At 46.9% G+C, this 18354-nt stretch carries 17 protein-coding genes; 11 read left to right on the forward strand and 6 right to left on the reverse strand.

Annotation, left to right across the window (positions count from 1 at the left end):
* Positions 1-303: 303 nt before the first annotated feature.
* Complete coding sequence (gene ygiD, locus HMPREF2661_RS02350) at positions 304-1089, reverse strand: 4,5-DOPA-extradiol-dioxygenase (protein WP_049323256.1); 786 nt, start codon at positions 1087-1089, stop codon at positions 304-306.
* 243 nt (positions 1090-1332) lie between these two features.
* Between ygiD and HMPREF2661_RS02355 the strand changes: the two genes are divergently transcribed.
* The 4 genes from HMPREF2661_RS02355 (at position 1333) to HMPREF2661_RS02370 (ending at position 3779) form a co-directional block, all read left to right on the forward strand.
* On the forward strand, positions 1333-1851 hold the full coding sequence (locus HMPREF2661_RS02355; protein WP_049323254.1) for a GbsR/MarR family transcriptional regulator: 519 nt from the start codon (positions 1333-1335) through the stop codon (positions 1849-1851).
* Positions 1852-2030: 179 nt separating this feature from the next.
* Positions 2031-2420, forward strand: a complete 390-nt coding sequence (locus HMPREF2661_RS02360) for a DoxX-like family protein (protein WP_070822250.1) — start codon at positions 2031-2033, stop codon at positions 2418-2420.
* Positions 2417-2899, forward strand: coding sequence for a DUF2269 family protein (locus tag HMPREF2661_RS02365; RefSeq protein ID WP_070822251.1), 483 nt, complete (start codon positions 2417-2419; stop codon positions 2897-2899). Before HMPREF2661_RS02360 ends, HMPREF2661_RS02365 begins: the two co-directional genes overlap by 4 nt.
* Before the next feature lie 40 nt (positions 2900-2939).
* Positions 2940-3779, forward strand: a complete 840-nt coding sequence (locus tag HMPREF2661_RS02370; RefSeq protein ID WP_070822252.1) for an NAD-dependent epimerase/dehydratase family protein — start codon at positions 2940-2942, stop codon at positions 3777-3779.
* A gap of 257 nt (positions 3780-4036) precedes the next feature.
* Here HMPREF2661_RS02370 and HMPREF2661_RS02375 read toward each other — a convergent pair whose 3' ends face one another.
* Positions 4037-4615 carry an NAD(P)H-dependent oxidoreductase gene (locus HMPREF2661_RS02375; protein ID WP_070822253.1) on the reverse strand — a complete coding sequence of 193 codons (579 nt, stop codon included), beginning with the start codon at positions 4613-4615 and terminating at the stop codon, positions 4037-4039.
* A 382-nt stretch (positions 4616-4997) separates the two neighbouring features.
* On the reverse strand, positions 4998-5579 hold the full coding sequence (mobA, locus tag HMPREF2661_RS02380) for a molybdenum cofactor guanylyltransferase MobA (protein WP_049323245.1): 582 nt from the start codon (positions 5577-5579) through the stop codon (positions 4998-5000).
* Between the two features lie 259 nt (positions 5580-5838).
* Here mobA and HMPREF2661_RS02385 point away from each other — a divergent pair, with 259 nt between their 5' ends.
* The 3 genes from HMPREF2661_RS02385 to trmB all read left to right on the forward strand — a co-directional run bounded on the left by HMPREF2661_RS02385 (position 5839) and on the right by trmB (position 9111).
* On the forward strand, positions 5839-7599 hold the full coding sequence (locus tag HMPREF2661_RS02385; protein WP_070822254.1) for a histidine kinase: 1761 nt from the start codon (positions 5839-5841) through the stop codon (positions 7597-7599).
* On the forward strand, positions 7596-8252 hold the full coding sequence (locus tag HMPREF2661_RS02390) for a response regulator (protein WP_003746785.1): 657 nt from the start codon (positions 7596-7598) through the stop codon (positions 8250-8252). The genes HMPREF2661_RS02385 and HMPREF2661_RS02390 overlap by 4 nt, the downstream gene beginning before the upstream one ends.
* A 142-nt stretch (positions 8253-8394) precedes the next feature.
* The gene (trmB, locus tag HMPREF2661_RS02395; RefSeq protein ID WP_070822255.1) at positions 8395-9111 is read left to right on the forward strand and encodes a tRNA (guanosine(46)-N7)-methyltransferase TrmB; all 717 of its coding nucleotides are present in this window, start codon (positions 8395-8397) and stop codon (positions 9109-9111) included.
* Positions 9112-9169: 58 nt separating this feature from the next.
* Here trmB and ilvA read toward each other — a convergent pair whose 3' ends face one another.
* Positions 9170-10693 (reverse strand): threonine ammonia-lyase, biosynthetic, encoded by a 1524-nt coding sequence (gene ilvA, locus HMPREF2661_RS02400; RefSeq protein WP_070822276.1) that lies wholly within the window; start codon positions 10691-10693, stop codon positions 9170-9172.
* A gap of 203 nt (positions 10694-10896) precedes the next feature.
* Here ilvA and HMPREF2661_RS02405 point away from each other — a divergent pair, with 203 nt between their 5' ends.
* Positions 10897-12114, forward strand: a complete 1218-nt coding sequence (locus HMPREF2661_RS02405; RefSeq protein ID WP_049323240.1) for a D-alanyl-D-alanine carboxypeptidase family protein — start codon at positions 10897-10899, stop codon at positions 12112-12114.
* Between the two features lie 104 nt (positions 12115-12218).
* On the opposite strand, the gene HMPREF2661_RS02410 is transcribed toward HMPREF2661_RS02405, so the two are convergent.
* Together HMPREF2661_RS02410 and HMPREF2661_RS02415 are read right to left on the reverse strand one after the other, a co-directional pair.
* On the reverse strand, positions 12219-14684 hold the full coding sequence (locus tag HMPREF2661_RS02410) for a calcium-binding protein (RefSeq protein ID WP_070822256.1): 2466 nt from the start codon (positions 14682-14684) through the stop codon (positions 12219-12221).
* A 183-nt stretch (positions 14685-14867) separates the two neighbouring features.
* A complete protein-coding gene (locus HMPREF2661_RS02415) occupies positions 14868-16496 on the reverse strand; it encodes an ABC-F family ATPase (RefSeq protein ID WP_049323238.1) in 1629 nt (542 codons plus the stop codon).
* A 186-nt stretch (positions 16497-16682) separates the two neighbouring features.
* On the opposite strand from HMPREF2661_RS02415, the gene HMPREF2661_RS02420 reads away from it, so the two are divergent.
* The 3 genes from HMPREF2661_RS02420 to cysT all read left to right on the forward strand — a co-directional run bounded on the left by HMPREF2661_RS02420 (position 16683) and on the right by cysT (position 18337).
* Entirely contained in the window at positions 16683-16877 is a 195-nt protein-coding gene (locus tag HMPREF2661_RS02420) for a hypothetical protein (protein ID WP_049323277.1), read from the forward strand.
* A gap of 13 nt (positions 16878-16890) precedes the next feature.
* Positions 16891-17340: a DUF4124 domain-containing protein gene (locus HMPREF2661_RS02425; protein WP_049323237.1), complete on the forward strand. Its 450-nt coding sequence runs from the start codon at positions 16891-16893 to the stop codon at positions 17338-17340.
* Between the two features lie 160 nt (positions 17341-17500).
* Positions 17501-18337, forward strand: a complete 837-nt coding sequence (gene cysT / locus HMPREF2661_RS02430) for a sulfate ABC transporter permease subunit CysT (RefSeq protein WP_049323236.1) — start codon at positions 17501-17503, stop codon at positions 18335-18337.
* Positions 18338-18354: the final 17 nt, after the last annotated feature.

Here is an 18354-nt window from a genome sequence, read left to right on the forward strand (position 1 = left end):
AAAAATGTCCGGTTTCCAATAATCAGGATGTTTCTAAAATGATTAATACATTGGTAAGATAATTACTTTATATTTTAAAGGCCGTCTGTTATTCAGACGGCCTTTTCTCTTACAAAGAGATTTTGTAAGTTACCTTCAAACCTACTCCCTATTTTGCTCAATTATTTACATTCAAAACTTACAGGCTTAATCTGATCTTTGTCGATATCAAGGCTTTTATGTAGATATAAAATGCCGTCTGAAACAACTTGGCACCATCTGCAAAGTGGATCGAACAAATGCTTTGTTCTGATTTTTCTCTTTTTACCCCACCAAAACCGACGTCATACTAAGCGAGCCTGCAATCAGCTTATCGTTGAAAAACGTAATGTCATCTTGCGGTTCGCGCAATGCCATGATGTACAGCAAGGGCAAGTAATGATCCGGTGTTGGCACGGAAAGCTCGGCTTTTTCTCCTAGCTGCTGATAATGCACCAAGGTTTCATCATCTCGTGTTGCAATCGCTTGATTGACCGTTTCTCGAAATGCAAACGCCCATTCATACCCCGCACCGATTTGATCGATATGTTCCCAGCTTATCGCCCTTAGATTATGCACAATATTGCCGCTGCCGATAATCAGCACACCTTGTTCGCGCAAGGCAGATAATTTTTTCGCCAAATTGAAATGCCATTCTGCCGACTGCAAACGGTTAAGGCTAAGTTGCACCACAGGAATATCGGCATTGGGATAAAGAAATTTCAATACTGCCCAAGCGCCATGATCAAAGCCACGCGTTGGGTTCAACTCGACCTTTTCCGGCTGTAATAACGACCGCACTTGCGCCGCCAGCTCAGGCGAACCGGGCGCAGGATATTGCACTTGACTGAGTTCATCTGGAAAGCCGTAGAAATCGTAAATCATTTTAGGATGCGCGCCTGAAGTTACCTGCAAACGGCTGCTGTACCAATGCGCTGAAATCATCAAAATAGCTTTTGGTTTGGCAAACCTTTGCGTAATTAGGCTGAAATTCTGATTGAACAGGTTTTCTTTATCCAACACATTCATCGGGCTGCCATGCCCGACAAACAATACAGGCATTTTTTTCATGATTTACTCCTCGCTATCTAATACGGCAGATTGTACGGATAAATTTTTATTCAAAAAATACCGGTTTACGAACAACATCTTTTCCTCATAAGAAATCATGACTGATAAGGTCTAGAGATTCTGAGAGGATATATAGAAAAAAGGTTGATTCAAAAGGCCGTCTGAACATTTTTACTTCATACGCTAAAATTTCTTTATTTCTGTATTGACAGAAATAAAAGATAAAAATAGAATACCATCACTATGAAACTAAATCCGACCACTGAAAAATTTATCCTCCATTGGGGCGAAATGGGTACCAAATGGGGGGTCAACCGTACCGTTGCGCAAATCCATGCCCTGCTCTATATCTTGGGCAGGCCGATGAATGCCGAGGAAATTACCGAAACGCTCGGCGTAGCGCGCTCCAATGTCAGCAACAGTATTAAAGAGTTGCAAAACCTGAGACTGGTACATACCGTGCATATCTTGGGCGATAGGCGCGATCATTTTGAAACTTCGGATGATGTCTGGACTTTGTTCCGCACCATTGCTGAAGTGCGTATGCAGCGCGAAATCGAACCGACGCGGCAATTTTTGCAAAGCCTGATCGACAGCCCTGAATTTAGCCAGGAAAATGAAACCGCCAAGCAGCGAATCCGACAAACCCATGATTTCATCAATACGCTGACCATATGGGCAAATGAAATGCTGAAGCTATCCACTTCAACCATGGTAAAAATCTTGAAAGTCGGCGCAGGAATACAAAAATTTTTCCGTTGATGGTGATGGGCATCTGCTCAAAAAATACTGCCTATGCTATTTAGAAATATGAAAACATGCTCATGTCAGTTTTACATGGGCATGTATAAATAAAATTTTTTACCCTACTATTTCTCTTTTGACAGAAATTTTAGAAATAAAAGATTAAATAGGCTTAACTGATGAAATAGGAACTCGGTATGCTCGATAACATTAAACGCCCTCCTCCTGCCTACTTGTCTTACTCGATGGGGCTGCTATGGCTCTGGAGTGGTACCCAGCCTCTGTTTTTCATGCCTGAAATGTCATTGGATTTGCTGCGTTCGGTCGGTATTTCCGATCCGTTGCTGTGGCCGACATTGATTTCTGCTTCACTGTTGGACATCGGTTTTGCCTTTTTATGCTTCAGCCGCTTTCGCTTCCGTTCCTCAGTATGGCTGCTGCAATTGATAACCGTCGCGGCATACAGCCTGATTATTGCCTTCAGGCTGCCTGAAATGTGGGCGCATCCGTTTGCACCCTTGGTAAAAAACCTGCCGATTATGGCTACTTTATTTTTCCTGTATCAATCCGTAGGAGATAAAAAATGAACACTTATTTAATCGTTAAAACCTTGCACATCATCTCAGCTACCTTAATGGTCGGCACCGGTTTTGGTACAGCGTTTTACCTCTTTTGGGCAAACCGCAGCGGTTCGGTCGCCGCGCAGTCGGTGGTCTCGCATTGGGTCATCAAAGCGGATTGGTGGTTTACAACACCTGCCGTCATTTTCCAACCCTTGTCCGGTTTATGGATGCTGTACGAACGCGGCTATACCGTTTCCACCATACTGGAACAAAATTGGGTATGGATGACGCTCGGTTTATACATTCTTGCAGGCATTTGCTGGCTGCCCGTTGTCTGGCTGCAAATCCGTATGGCAAAGATTGCCGAACAAGCGCATAAAGAAAACGCAGACACCATTCCGGAACCCTATTGGCGTTACGCCAGACGCTGGGAATTGCTCGGCTATCCCGCCTTTTGCGCCACTATCGTGATTTACTTCCTGATGGTGATGAAACCGATTTAAAGATTTTCAGACGACCTCAGCAACACCATAAAGAAAAACCATGAACATCATCATTTTCGGAGGCAGCGGCTTCATCGGCAGCCGTACCGCCCAAATCTTAAAAGAACAAGGTCACCAAGTTTACACGCCCGACCGCCGCGCCTTCGATTTTCTTCATCCCGACGAAATCGCCGCACGCCGTTTATTAGAGGGGCAAGACGTCCTCATCAACTGTATCGGCATCATGAGCCGTCATGCCGAAATACTCGAAACTGTACACCATCACACGCCTAAACAGCTCGCCACATGGGCAAAAGCAGCAGACATAAAACGCTGGGTGCAACTATCCGCACTGGGTGCCGATCCATCTCAATCCATCAACTTTGTCAGCAGCAAAGGACGTGGAGATGATGCCGTCGCCCAAAGCGGCATCCCGATTGCCATAGCCCGACCATCCGTCGTTTACGGGCGAGGGGGAACCAGCTGCGAACTGTTCATCAAATTAGCCCGCCTCCCTTTACTTCCCCTGCCGGAAGGCGGCCGCTTTCATTTACAGCCCGTCCATCTTGCCGATGTTGCCGAAGGTTTGGCAAAACTTGCCGTCCAAACCAACACCAGCCACAGCATTATCAATATGACCGGCAGCCAAACGCTGACCTTGGCGGAATACCTGACCACCCTCCGCCAAACCCTGCACCACAAACCGCCACAACATATCCTACCTGTTCCCCTGCGCCTGATTGACCCTGTGCTGCCGTTGGCAAACCTCCTCAGCAACGGCATTATCAGCCGTGACAGCTTTGCCCTGCTCAAACAAGGTTCATGCGCCGATTATTCTGATTTTGAAGCTTTATTGGGTAGAAAACCTTTAACGGCTGAAGACTTTGCCGGCTGCCTATAAATCGGCTGATAACTGTTTAACCTTAAAATCAAGAAAGAAAGGCTGTCTGTTGTTCAGACGGCCTATTCAGACGTTGCTATTGACAGGTTCTAGCATCAATAAAGGTATGTTATAAGTTTCCATTTAGGAATTTAGCACATCGGCAAAAACGCTATGCCGTTTCGTGCAAACTTGCTTGTCTTTAGACACACAGTAAGCATAAACAAAAAATGAAAAAAGGTGGGCAAATGCCCACCTTCCAAACCCATATTCTGCAATTAGCCAAACACTTTTTCCAAGTGTGCTTGGTAATCAGTTAAGTATTTTTCTACTTGTGGATTTTTAATCACATCGTTACATAAGAATGTCGGTAGACGGGTCAGACCGATGAACTCGTTGAGCTTGTGGAAATGCATGTATAACACATCCACGCCTTTTCCTTCGAAGAAGTCGCCTTCGCGGGTGAACGCTTCAATCGGCGCATTCCAAGTAAGTGAAAGCATGTGTTTTTTGCCTTGTAACAAACCGCCAGTGCCATAGCCTTCGGTTGGATTGACACGATGACGACCATCACTATGGTAAAGCTTACCGTGTCCGGCGGTTAATACTTCGTCTATGTATTTTTTTACTGTCCAAGGTTCGTGCATCCACCAGCCTGGCATTTGCCAAATCACGACATCCATCCATAAGAATTTTTCGATTTCTACCTCGACATCATAGCCGGCATCAATCACGGTTTCTTGAACATTGTGTCCTAGCGCGGTCAACACTTCTTTCGCTTTTTTGTGAAGCGTATGATTCAACTTGCCATGCGAATGTCCGAAATCTTTACCACCGTCTAATAATAAAATATTCATTTCACTCTCCTAAACCAGGCAATTCTAACAAAAGGAGGCTGCTATTATACCGTTTTAGCCTTTATTTTGAAAGTATGGCCGTCTGCACATCTTAAGCCATGCAACGCAAAATCAGAATATCCCATGATTTTTTCGGTCAACTGTCTTACGAGAATTTGTTCGTAGATAATTTGAACTTAGGCAGACTAAATGACCTAAAAGAAACAGCCGATAGGGAAAAGCCAAAGTTTATTTTAACGAAGAACGTATATTTTATTTAAATATACGGATTGATGAATTTCTAAGGGAACTAATTACAAGATAGTTATTACCTATTGAAAGATTTTTAAGCATCATCAAATGGCGTATTCCTATCTGAATATTAGTCCCCTTACTGACCCAACTACAAAGGCTGAGCCAAATCGTTTTCCGTGTTGTAGCTGATAAAATCCTGCTCATGAGGGAAAGGAACGACCCGTGCGCGTTGCTGCTGCAACCAGCCGCGTATGCTGCGCATTCCTGAATAAAGGTATGGCACGGTACTTTGCAGGATTTGCGGACGGATAAACATCACGCTGTAATGCGGTCTGGCCGGGGTTTCAACGTAAAATGCATTGCACAACGGCGTGCGTTTAGCAATGGTCTCAAACTGGGAAACCAAGTTTTCAGGCAGGCGGGGCATATCGCAGGAGACGATAAGCAGCCAGTCTGCAGTAGCAATTTGCAAATCGTTGGCGGCGGTACACAAGGCGGCTAAAGGGCCGTAATGTTGCCATTGGCGCGCATCGGAGAAAACGTGTGCGCTACGTTGGGCGTAGGATTCGAGATTGCGGTTGGCACTGATGGCGATATGGCTGACTTGCGGGCGGATTTTTTCGATAACGTGGTCTATCAAGGCTTTGTTGTGCCACTGCACCAACCCTTTATCGACACCTCCCATCCGGCTTCCCTGCCCGCCGGCCAATATCAGTGCAAAAATTTTCATTTTGGTAGTCCTTTGCAAAGCAGAGTGTGTAAGTGTTATTCGCGATGTTATATTTATGGAATAAGTTTTAAGGCTTCAGGCCGTCTGAAACCTGATTTTGTGATTTAATTCACTTAAGATGAATTTTATCATAACATGATTTTACATTAAACCCCTGTTTTTTCTTATCATAACCATACAATTATTTTAGACAGGTTGTTTATAGGCCGAAAGAATGATATTTTTATAAGATTATCGGATTAGTCTTCCTGCGTGCTTTATGCGTTTATTCTCCGGATCTTCAGACGGCCTGAGCCTGTCCTCGCGTTTAAAACTACTGACTGTGTTATGGGTCGGCTCGGCTTTTTTATCGATTGCCTTTACCCTGTTGCTTTCTTGGCGTTTGGAAAGCGCGGCCAAAACGATTGAAGATGCGGGCAGCTTGAAAATGCAGGTGTATCGCTTGGCTTATATGGCAAGCGTCCGTACGCCCAATGCGCAAATTGACAACCAAATCAAAGAATTTGAACGTACGCTGGCTAATGTAACGCAAAGCGATGCCATTCATCCGCTGATTCCGTCACAAATGCCGCTGGCTTACGATTTGATCCAATCGATGCTGTTGATCGATTGGGAATCCAACATCAAGCCTTCTTTGCAACATTACGAGCGGCCAACCCAAATCGGTCTGTACCGTTTTGCCGGCAATATCGAGCTGTTTTTACAGGCGATGGAAAACGCCAACGAGCAAAATACTTTGTGGCTGCGCCGTTTTCAAATGGCGATGATGCTGATGATTTTAGTAGCTGCCGGCTTGATGATTGTTTGGCATTATTCGTGGATCATCCGGCCGCTGGAAAAACTGCGCGACGGGGTGGAAACCATCAGCGAAGGCCGTTTCGGGGTGCAAATCGATACAGACCAAATTCGTGAATTCGCCCAAGTCAGCAAGGGTTTCAACCAAATGAGCCGCCGTCTGAAAACGCTTTATACGGATTTGGAAGGACAGGTTGCCCAACAAACCCAAGACTTGGCGCGGCAAAACCGTGACTTGACCCTGCTCTACCAGACTACGCGCAACCTGCACCAAACCTTTACGCCGCAACAGGCCGCAGAAGAATTCTTGGCTCAGATTCTGCCGGCGTTTTCCGCCTTGGGCGGTACGGTATATCTTTCCGATGAAGAACGCAAACGCTCTGACTTGGCGGCAAGTGTCGGTGAAACCGAAGAGGGAAATCGTGTAGAATTCCCAATCGTTTACCAAGACGAACAGCTCGGCGTATTGGCCCTGTATTTTTCAGACGGCCATATGCCTAATGAACAAGATGAAAAATTGTTGCAGACTTTAAGCGGGCAGCTGGGGATTTCCATCGCCAACAACCGCATGGAACAAGAACGCCGCCTGCTTGCCGTCTTGCAGGAACGAAACTTAATTGCACAAGGTTTGCATGACAGCATTGCACAAGCCCTGACCTTTTTGAATTTGCAGGTGCAAATGCTGGAAAGCGCGTTTGCTTCAAACCAACGAGAGCAGGCTGAAGAAAACATCAGCTTCATTAAAGACGGCGTGCAGGAATGCTATGAAGACGTCCGCGAGCTGCTGATGAATTTCCGCACCAAAATCAGCAATAAAGATTTTCCTGAAGCGGTAGAATCGCTGCTGGCGCGTTTTGAACGGCAAACCGGTATCCCGGTTGATTTAAAATGGCAGGACGACGGCCAGGCATTGAATTATGATGAACACTTGCAAATCATCTTCATCTTGCAGGAAAGCCTGTCCAACATCCGGAAACACGCGCGTGCGCAGCATGTCAGCGTCGAAATTGCCAACCACGGCGATTTTGTCATGAAGATTCAGGACGACGGCGCAGGCTTTAATCAAGAACACTTATCAAACCGGCCTTCAGGCGAACATGTCGGTTTGGGCATTATGCAGGAACGTGCCCAACGGATTAACGCACAATTGGCCATTACATCGCAGATTGGGCAAGGTACGGCGGTTATGCTGACTTTGCCGCAACAAATGAGAACAGCATCATGACGATTAAAATTACCCTTATTGACGACCACACCTTGTTTCGCAGCGGCATCAAAGCCCTACTCTCCCGCCAGCCCGATTTTGAAGTCGTCGGCGAAGCTTCAGACGGCCTGGCCGGCGTAAAAATGGTCGAACAGCTCAAGCCTGACGTAGTTTTGCTGGACTTGGATATGCCGGTTATGAACGGCCGCGAAGCACTGGCTCAAATTCTGAGCATCAATCCGCAACTGACCGTCATCATGCTGACTGTTTCCGAAGACAGCGACGACTTGACCGAATGTATGCGTATGGGTGCAAAAGGCTTTTTGCTGAAAAACATCAACGCCGACTTCCTCTTGGAAAGCATCCGCAAAGCCGTTGATGGCGACAATGTCTTCTCTCCAGAAATGACCAGCCGCCTGGTGCAATCGCTGATTTCCCCTTCTCCTTCACGCTCCGACCACCTGCTGGCGCAGCTGACCCCGCGCGAAATGGAAATCTTAGGCTACCTTGCCGCCGGACACAGCAACAAAATCATTGCCCGCCATTTAAACTTGGCTGAGTCTACCGTCAAAGTGCATGTGCAGAATCTGTTGCGCAAGCTGAATCTAAGCAGCCGCGTTCAAGCTGCGGTTTATGCGGTGCAACACAAAGTACCGCAACCGGAATTGTCTTAAAAAGGCCGTCTGAACCTGAAACCTTGTTGTTGAAAGGTTTCAGGGAAAGCGTTTATTCGCTATAATCACGGCGATTTGTACGCAGGGTTGTCTGATTTTTCAGACGGCCTTTTTATTTGATTTTTCACTGATTTAAAACGATATGTCCGAAAACATTCCAGAAAATACGCCCGAAAATACCGTTCCTGAAGAACATAAACGCAGTATCCGCAGTTTCGTCTTGCGCCAAGGCCATATGACCGCGGCCCAACAGCGCGCCATCGATACGATGTGGCCACAATTCGGTGTGGACTTCCAAGAAGCTCCTTTGGACTTGAACCGCGCTTTTGGACGGGACAATCCTAAAGTATTGGAAATCGGTTTCGGTATGGGCGTTGCGACAGTGGAAATCGCCAAACGTCTGCCTGATACCGACTTTTTAGCGATTGATGTTCACGGCCCGGGCGTCGGCAATATCTTGAAGCTGATTGAGGAAGAACACATTTCCAATATCCGCGTGATGCGTCATGATGCGGTGGAAGTAGTGGAAAAGATGCTGGAAGACAGTTCTTTAGACGGCATTCATATTTTCTTCCCTGACCCTTGGCACAAAAAACGCCACAACAAACGCCGCTTGATACAAGTGCCATTTGTTGAAAAGCTGTTGCCCAAACTCAAAAGCGGCGGCTATGTCCATATGGCGACCGACTGGGAAGAATACGCCGTGCAAATGCTGGAGGTTTTGAGCAGTTTCGACTCTTTGCAAAACACGGCTGCCGATTACGCCCCTACGCCTGATTATCGTCCTGAAACCAAGTTTGAAGCCCGAGGCAAGCGATTGGGTCATGGCGTTTGGGACTTGGTGTTCCGCAAAAAATAATTCAAAACTTAAAACACAAGGCCGTCTGAAAAATTTCAGACGGCCTTTTATCTACTGATTAAGCCAGGAAAAGTTTGTAGGCCGGATTGTCGGTTTCCTCTTTATAGACATAACCCAAGCTATCCAAGAAGTCAGCAAAAGCCTCATTGTCGCTTTCCGGCACATCGATACCGACCAAAATACGGCCATAGTCTGCACCATGGTTGCGGTAATGGAACAAAGTAATATTCCACTCGGCACGCATATGGTTCAAGAAACGGGACAACGCACCTGGGCGCTCAGGAAACTCAAAGCTGACCAAACGTTCGTTGGCTACTTTTTCCGTACGGCCGCCGACCATGTAACGGATATGGATTTTGGCGATTTCATCATTGGTCAAATCGACATTGGGCAGGCCTGCTTCAGTCAGTTGTTTGCTGATGACGGCCAAGTCTTGCGCACCGGCGGTTTGCAAGCCGACAAAAATATGCGCATTTTTATCGCTGCCGTAGCGATAGTTGAACTCAGTAATGTTCCGGCTTCCCAACAAATTGATAAACTTCAGGAAGCTGCCCTTTTCTTCGGGAATGGTAACGGCGAAAATGCCTTCGTTGCCCTCACCCAGCTCACTGCGCTCCGAAACGTGGCGTAAGCGGTGGAAGTTCATATTGGCGCCGCTGGTGACGGCAACTAGGTTTTGACCTTGGATATTGTTTTTCGCAACGTAAGCCTTCAGGCCGGCAAGTGCCAATGCGCCAGCAGGTTCGGTAATGCTGCGCGTATCGTCAAAAATATCTTTAATTGCGCCGCACAACATATCCGTATTGACCGTAATAATCTCGTCCAACAGCTCTTTACACAGGCGGAAGGTTTCATCACCGACAACCTTGACCGCCGTGCCGTCTGAAAACAGGCCGACATCTTTCAAATGTACGATTTCCCCTGCTTCTACCGATTGCTTCATACAGCAAGAGTCATCGGTTTGCACGCCAATCACTTTAATCTCAGGGCAAACCTGTTTGATAAATGCCGCTACGCCTGCTGCCAAACCGCCGCCGCCAATCGGAACAAAAATTGCATTGATATTGCGGTATTGACGGAGGATTTCCATACCGATGGTTCCCTGGCCGGCAATCACATCCGGATCATCAAACGGCGCGATATAAGTCAGCTTTTCCTTTTCAGCCAACTCCATCGCATAATCATAGGCATCATTGTAAGACACGCCTTTCAATACCACTTCGCCACCGCGGCTCTTGACCGCGTCAATTTTAATTTTGGGCGTTGTTTCCGGCATCACGATGACGGCGCGGCAACCTAAATATTGCGCCGACAAAGCCACACCCTGCGCATGGTTGCCCGCGCTGGCAGCAATCACGCCGCAATCCAAGGCTTCTTTAGGCAGCTTCGCCATTTTGTTGTACGCACCACGGATTTTGAACGAAAACACCGGCTGCAAATCTTCGCGCTTGAGCAAAACCTGATTGTTCAGACGGCCTGACAGACTGCGCGCCAAGTCCAAAGGCGTTTCTATGGCTACATCATAAACGGAAGCGGTCAAAATACGGGTCAGATAATCGGAAAGAGGAAGAGGATGGTTCATGGTATTCAGTGTTTGAAAATAAATTGTCATTCGGCCGAATCGGCCTAAGGAAAAAGTTAAAACCATACCCCTGAGGCCGTCTGAAGGCAAGAAAAATCTTAGCAAATCCTGAATGAAACGGTATAATGTCCGCTTACTATCTATTTAGTATGCCAAACTGTTTACTCAATAACAGTATCCACCCATATTCAAATCTACAAACAATGATGAAAAAAACGCTACTTAGCTTAATTTTTGCTGCCCTCCTGAATACCCACGCCCTTGCCGCCGACCCGGTTGCCTCCGCACCTGCCGTACAAGGCGAGGCACAGCCGCAGCCATTGTTGCACAGCATCAACAGTCCGACAACGCCTCCGGAAATCGCGGCGACTGCCTACATCGTTACCGACCTGCACAGCAAGCAAACCTTGGCATCCAACAATGCTGACGCGCCTATCGAACCTGCCGCGTTGACGCAAATGATGACTGCCTACCTTGCCTTTAAAGCATTAGAAAACGGTACACTTGAAGCAAGCCAAATGCTGACAGTTTCAAACGTCGGCTGGAAAGTCGAAGGTTCGCGCATGTTCCTCGATCCTAAAGTTCCTGTCAGCGTCAGCTCCTTGATTAAGGGTACAACCATCCAATCGGCCAACGATGCCGCCATTACTCTTGCCGAAGCCATTGGCAACGGCTCTATCGACGAATTCGTCAAACAAATGAACGAAGAAGCCAAACGCTTGGGCATGAAGCACACCCACTTCAACAATCCGACCGGCATTTCTTCTAACGGCCATGTTTCAACCGTTGGCGACCTAGCCATTTTGGCAGCCGCACTGATCAACGACTATCCGAAATACTATCCTTTGTTTGCAAACAAATCTTTCAAATACAATAATATCGAGCAGCCTAACCGCAATCTTCTGCTCTATCGCGACAGCAGTATCGACGGTTTGAAAACCGGCTATTCTGAAGGCGCAGGCTATCACCTTGCCGCTTCCAGCAAACGCAACAACCGCCGCATCGTTTCCATCCTTGCCGGTGCCGAATCCACCGAAGCGCGCGCCAGTGAAAGCAGCAAACTGCTCAACTGGGCGTTGCAGGCATTTGATACGCCCAAACTTTATAACGGCGGAGAAGTAATTTCCCAAGTCAAAGTTTACAAAGGCAGCACCAAAGCCGTAGACATCGGCTTCTTGGACGATGTTTACATTACCATCCCCCACGATACCGGCAAAAACGTCAAACCAATCTTAGAAACACTTCAGCCCGTCCTCGCCCCAATTGAAAAAGGCCAAGTATTGGGCAAACTGAAAGTCATGAAAGACGGCAAAGTCATTGCCGAAAAAGACGTCGTCGCCCTGACCGGCGTGGAAGAAGGCAGCTGGTTGCGCCGTATGTGGGACGCGATTGTGTTGTGGTTTAAAGGTTTATTCAGTTAATCCTTCCTAAACAATCAACCATAACAAGATAAGCCACAAAAAGGCCGTCTGAAATCTGTTTTCCAGTTTTCAGACGGCCTTTATTTAGCCTAAAAAACAGCTAATTAAATGATTCCAGCGTTGGCGACAGATGCTGCGTCATCGTGAACATCAGCCGTATTGACAGACGAGTAGCTCATGCGCTCAGTGTGCGTATTGACAGCTGACAAATTACTGATATTGCCGTTGCCTGACAATCTACCCATCAAATCTTGCAGGCTCAATGTACCTTCATCGAAACGGAAGGTGTCAATCACAGCATCAGTTTTACCGGAAACGAATTGGTCATTGATGGTAATGCTGTCCCCTTCTGATCCCTTGATGGTAATTTTCCAATCAGTATTGCCTCGAACATCGGTGGTAACATCAATGTGCAGGTCATTAACAGAGATATTTTGGCCGAATTGCAACGCATTATGTTCGCCCACATTATCGACAATCGTATCCTTACCTTCTCCAAGGCTGAAAACATAAGTATCGGCACCCTTGCCACCTACCAAGTAATCGGTTCCTTGTCCGCCGAATAAAACATCGTCGCCATCACCCCCATTCAAACGGTCATCGCCACTTTCTCCCCATAAGGTATCGTTGCCATTACCTCCATGTACAGAATCATTGCCCATACCACCATTAAGACGATCGTCTCCATCATAGCCGAAAATGACATCATCACCTGAATCACCGTTAATCGTATCATGGCCCAAACCGCCTCTGATCCGGTCATTACCATCGCCGCCGCTGACAAGAGCATGGCTGCTGTCCGTAATGGTTATGATGTTATCCTCCCCTAAATGAAGCGAGGCTTGGGTATGACTGTGATCATCTACTTCCGCTACATTTTTTGCAGAATTATTTTCTGCTACCGAAAGGCTGTGATTATTTTCGATGGTCAATGTAGTCTCGTTTACAGACTCCGGAATATTACCTTCTTTAGGATTACGGGTTTTGGTAATTTCTTGCTCGGAAAGATTATTCACAATAGTGTTATTTTCAATTTTGATATTGTTGAGTTCTCCCAAAATATCTTTTTTGGGAGTAGCATAATCCCTACCTTCTTCCAAATCGATAGAACCTTTAACACGGCCATATGTGTCGGCATTAGTCCCGTTGTTTACCAGTAAGTTATCGTGAACGGAAATACCCGTATCATTGAAATCAAAATTATGGCTGTTTTTGAATACAGTGTTTAAGCGTACGCCACCCCAATTGGCATTATCTTTGATAAGGTTATTGGCTACTTCATGACCTTTACCGCCAAAGATACCAATACCGGCCGCACGCCAGCCTAATTCAACGGTATTATTCAAAAAGCGGTTATTTTCAGCAACATGGGCATTGGTATTCTCATGATGACTTGACCATGTTGCTAAGCCATCATCACCATTACCGCGGATATTGGAATTGATAACAGTGGAATTGCTGGTACCTTGTGCAAAGTTAACGCCGTCTGCAAAGTTATTGCGAATAGTAGCATTGGAGATAGTCAAACCATCAGTGTAATTTAAAGGTTTGTTTTTAGAATAATCCCCAATCCATACGCCAGCTTCAAAATGTTCGATTTTGATATCGTGAATAGAAGAGCCAGTACCTAAAGTGCCGGATATCCCTTTATAATTGGCTTTCTCATCATGTCTTGAATTTAGATTTGAATCCATAGAGAGATTGCCCAAATCTATATCTTTACTACCAGGTTCAAAAGTAATACCACCGCCACCGCTCGCATAACCCTTATCATCGTATTTAGCAGCTTCTGTATTCAAAAAATGTAACTTAGTGTGCCATTGCCCTGCACCGGTAATCTTAATGCCATCAGGAACATAAAGAGAAATCGGTCGTGAAAAATCAAATTGACCTTCAGGAATGTAAACAGATTTTTTAGACGCTTTTGCAGATTCAATCGCAGCCATAAATGCTTGGTAATCATCCGAGCCGTCATTGGCGACTGCGCCGAAATCAGTAATGCTGACACTGTTTTCAGGCTGTCTAATGGCGTCCGGTGCCTTTTCCAAGTCAACCAAGTCAATGCCTACAGGCGTGCTGTCGATATTAGTGATGGTAACCTTATCCCCTACCTTGATATTGGCCTCTTTAAATAATTGGCTGACTTCGTCAAATTGGAAGCGGGCAAGCCTATCTGCCGCGGGTGTATCATGAACTTTAATATCGTCATTCGGATGATATGTATAGTTATCCAAATATTGCCAGTTAGATTTGGAAGACAAATCCAAAGTACCGATCACTGTATTATTGACTTTAACTTCTACTTTACCGCTTTCACCGTCAGGAACGGTATAACGGACGGTTACGGCATTGGCATCTGCTTGTGCAATAAATGAAACAGATGCATTAGTCGGCAAATCAACATATGCCTGACCGCTTGCTTCACGGGCAGTTGCGTGTTCTGCCTCTGAAGAAGGGGCATTTTTAACAACACCGTTTTTCAGTTCACCTTGTTCTGCCTCATAAGTCGTATAGCCAAGTTTGGCACCATATTGAGAGACATCGGGTACTGCTGTTTTAATGTTTACCATTTAATATATTCCTTCAAAAATATCGTAATATTGAGTTATTCTTTTGCAAAAAGCTTTTATTAGTCATAATTTTGGCATAAAAGTTCAATATACTATTGTTTAATTTTGAAAAGAAAATGCCGTCTGAAAATATAGAAATTTTCAGACGGCATCTCAATACCTTATTAGATTGTGGGTAAAGATTTAAGCCAAACCTTTTTTCTCCAGATAGCTTTCGTAATCGCCCAAGTAGTGTTCATATCCGCCTTTGCCATCCAATTCAATGATTTGGGTAGCCAGCGAAGATACAAACTGACGGTCGTGCGATACGAAAATCAGCGTGCCGTTGTATTTTTCCAGCGCCATGTTCAAGGATTCGATGCTTTCCATGTCCATGTGGTTGGTCGGTTCGTCCATAACTAAGACATTGGGTTTCAACAGCAACAGTTTGCCATAAAGCATACGGCCTTTTTCGCCACCGGAGAGAACCTTCACTTTTTTCACGACATCGTTGCTGCCGAAGAGCAAGCGGCCCAAAGTGCCGCGGATGACTTGTTCGTCATCGCCTTCCTGGCCCCATTGACGCATCCATTCAGTCAAATCCATATCAACGTCGAAGTCGTTTTCATGGTCTTGCGGATAGTAGCCGACACTGGCTTTTTCCGCCCATTTGATGGTGCCTTCGTCCGGCAACAGGCCGTCTGAATATTCGGGGTTGTACGCGCCGGCCAAGAGTTTCAGCAGAGTAGATTTACCTGCGCCGTTCGGGCCGATGATGGCAAGACGTTGGCCTGCTTCAAGGATGAAGTTCAGGTTTTTAAACAACTGGGTTTCAAAACGTTTGGCCAGTTTTTCAACTTCCACTGCCTGACGGTGCAACTTGGCTTTTTCATCGGCTTCAAAACGGATATATGGGTTTTGACGGGTAGAAGGCTTGACTTCGACCATCTCCGATTTGATTTTGTCTGCCTGTTTCAGACGGCTGGTTGCCTGACGGGCTTTGGATTTGTTGGCGGAGAAGCGTGCGACGAACTCTTGCAGCTCTTGCAATTTCTCTTTGGCTTTGGCGTTGTCTTTCAGGGCGCGCTCACGCGATTGGGCGGAAGCGAGCATATAGTCGTCGTAGTTGCCCGGATAGATGGTGATGGTGTTGTAGTCCAAATCCGCCATGTGCGTGCAGACTTCGTTCAAGAAGTGACGGTCGTGCGAGATGATAATCATGGTGGAGTCGTATTGGTTCAACACGCCTTCCAGCCAGCGGATGGTATTGATGTCCAAGTTGTTGGTCGGCTCGTCAAGCAAGAGAACATCAGGTTTGGAGAACAGGGCTTGCGCCAGCAATACGCGCAGCTTGAAGCCTGGAGCGACTTCCGCCATGGTCGCATTGTGCAAATCTTCGGAAATACCCACGCCGCTCAACAATTCGGCAGCGCGCGCTTCGGCGGTGTAGCCGTCGTATTCGGCGAACTTGGCTTCCAGTTCGGCGGCTTTCATGTAGTCGTCTTCGGTAGCTTCGGGATTGGCGTAAATCGCATCGCGCTCGGTCATCGCCGCCCACATTTCCGTATGACCCATCATCACCACGTCCAGCACGCGCATGTCTTCGTAGGCAAACTGGTCTTGGCGCAATTTACCCAAACGCACGCCGTTTTCAATCGCGACTTCGCCGGCAGTCTGTTCCAAATCGCCACCGAGGATTTTCATGAAGGTGGATTTGCCTGAGCCGTTGGCGCCGATCAAGCCGTAACGGTTGCCTTCGCCGAATTTGACGGATACGTTTTCAAACAGCGGCTTTGCGCCGAACTGCATGGTGATGCCGTTGGTAGAAATCATTATTCGTAAAACCTTTATAAATAGAATGTTATAATCGGACGCGATTGTAGCATATTTTTGCAAAGACCTCAGGATTGAGGCCATGGCAAATGTGCCCAATACCCGATGCAAGATGAAAACAGGCAACGCTTCACGCAAAAATGCGTTGTAGGCAGCCTTTCAGGCCGTCTGAAACGGAGAAACGATATGGAAACGCACAAAATCTATTACGCCGTGATTATTTTGGTATGCGCCGCCTCCATGCTGCTCAGCCCGTTTTTCTATATCCGCCGCACGCGTTCTGGCACTGAATTGCGGCGCGCGCCCAGACAGTGGAAACCCATACTCTTCGCCAACATCCTCATGATTGCAGCTTTGTTTGTTTGGTGGAAATGGTTTTAAGGAAAAATAAAAAATGAACAAAATTTGGATCAGCACATTACTGCTCGCTTTGACAACTGCGGTTTCTGCCGCGCCTATTTTTGAATGTACCGATTCTGCCGGCCGCAAAGTCTATACCCAAGCCGGCGGCAAAAACTGCAAAGCCAGCAATATCGGCAAACCGTCCGTATATACTTCTGCGCCTGTTTCAACACCGGCAACGCCGACTTCCCCAAGCGAAGCCGAGCAGGCGGAAGAAGCTGTCGCCCCGGTCAATCCGGCTGATGTCGGTGCGGCCAAGCGTGCTTTGGATACCGCCAAGAAAAATTTGGAAGAAGGCAAAAAAGTGCGTTATGGCAATGAACGCAACTATGCCCGCTATCTCGAACGGATCAAGGGTTTGGAAAAAGCCGTCCGCTCGGCTCAGGAAAACTATGACGCAGCACAACGCCAGCCTGCATATCAAGATCCTGTTGCCTATTGATATTTACTACACCAGCAAGGCCGTCTGAAATTTGGTTTTCAGACGGCCTTTTCATCTTTTCAATATAACAAAATCGTCTTTATACCTAACAAAGCATTCTTTCCAGTTTTCAGACGGCCTTGTTAAAGTAAGCGTGTATTAAATTCTGACGGTTGCCATTATGTTGTTACTCAAAACGCCTTCTGTATTGCCAGGTTTCAAACTCAGCCTGGGTTTGACGGTTTTATGCCTGTCGCTTTTGGTGGTTTTGCCGTTTGCCATGATGGCGGCCAAAGCGGCAGAAATCGGCTGGAGCGGATTTTGGAACACGATTACCGAACCCAATGTCTTGGCGGCCGTCTGGCTGAGCTTGCGGATGTCGTTTTATGCAATGTTGACCAATATCGTGTTCGGTACATTGGTTGCTTGGGTATTGGTGCGCTATGAATTTCCGGGCAAAGGGTTGGTAAACGCTTTGGTCGATTTGCCGTTTGCGCTGCCAACAGCGGTAACAGGCATTGCGTTGGCAACCCTATATGCGCCCAATGGCTGGATAGGTCGTTTTTTCGAGCCTTTGGGCATCAAAATCGCCTTTACGCCTACCGGCATCTGGATTGCGCTGATCGTCGTCAGCCTGCCCTTTATCGTCCGCGCCGTGCAGCCGGTATTGGAAGAATTGTCGGGCGAGTATGAAGAAGCGGCGGCAACTTTGGGCGCAAGCCGTTGGACTACGTTCCGCCGCGTCCTTTTGCCTGAAATCACACCGGCCCTGTTGACCGGTGCAGGCATGATGTTTGCCCGCTCTACCGGCGAATACGGCTCGGTCATCTTTATCGCAGGCAATATTCCGATGGTGTCTGAAATCCTGCCCTTGATTATTACCGGCAAACTGGAGCAATACGATGCTCAGGGCGCGTCTGCCGTTGCTCTGTTTATGCTGATGATTTCGTTTGTCATCCTGCTGATTTTAAACATTATACAATGGACTTTAAGCCGCCGCGCCGGAGCGAGGGTTTAACAAACAACAGGCCGTCA

The sequence above is a fragment of the Neisseria sp. HMSC061B04 genome, from assembly GCF_001836705.1.
Classification (GTDB): Bacteria; Pseudomonadota; Gammaproteobacteria; order Burkholderiales; family Neisseriaceae; genus Neisseria.